Raw genomic sequence first — 219 nt, 5'->3', positions numbered from 1 at the left:
CCGGAGCAGATCACCGACCCCGAGTACTCGACGACCGCGTTCCTGAAGGGTCTGAAGCAGGTTGACGGGTGGCAGGACATGCCGCTGACCGTGGCCGCGCAGACCGTGCAGGTCTCGGCCTACCCGGACGCCTACGCCCAGTGGGAGCAGCAGGCCACCGACCTCGTCGCCCAGCACTGGAACAGCTGACCACCAGCACACCCGCACCACCGCACGGTA

General features: G+C 68.0%; 1 pseudogene. It reads left to right on the top strand.

The features are described from left to right. Positions 1 to 189: pseudogene (locus IF22_RS0132675) on the top strand (hypothetical protein); the annotation flags it as partial. Between the last annotated feature and the right edge of the window lie 30 nt (positions 190 to 219).

The sequence above is a fragment of the Micromonospora parva genome, from assembly GCF_000718515.1.
Lineage (GTDB): Bacteria > Actinomycetota > Actinomycetes > Mycobacteriales > Micromonosporaceae > Micromonospora > Micromonospora parva.
The sequence above is the reverse complement of the archived record's forward strand: the minus strand, read 5'-3'. Positions and strand labels throughout refer to the sequence as shown.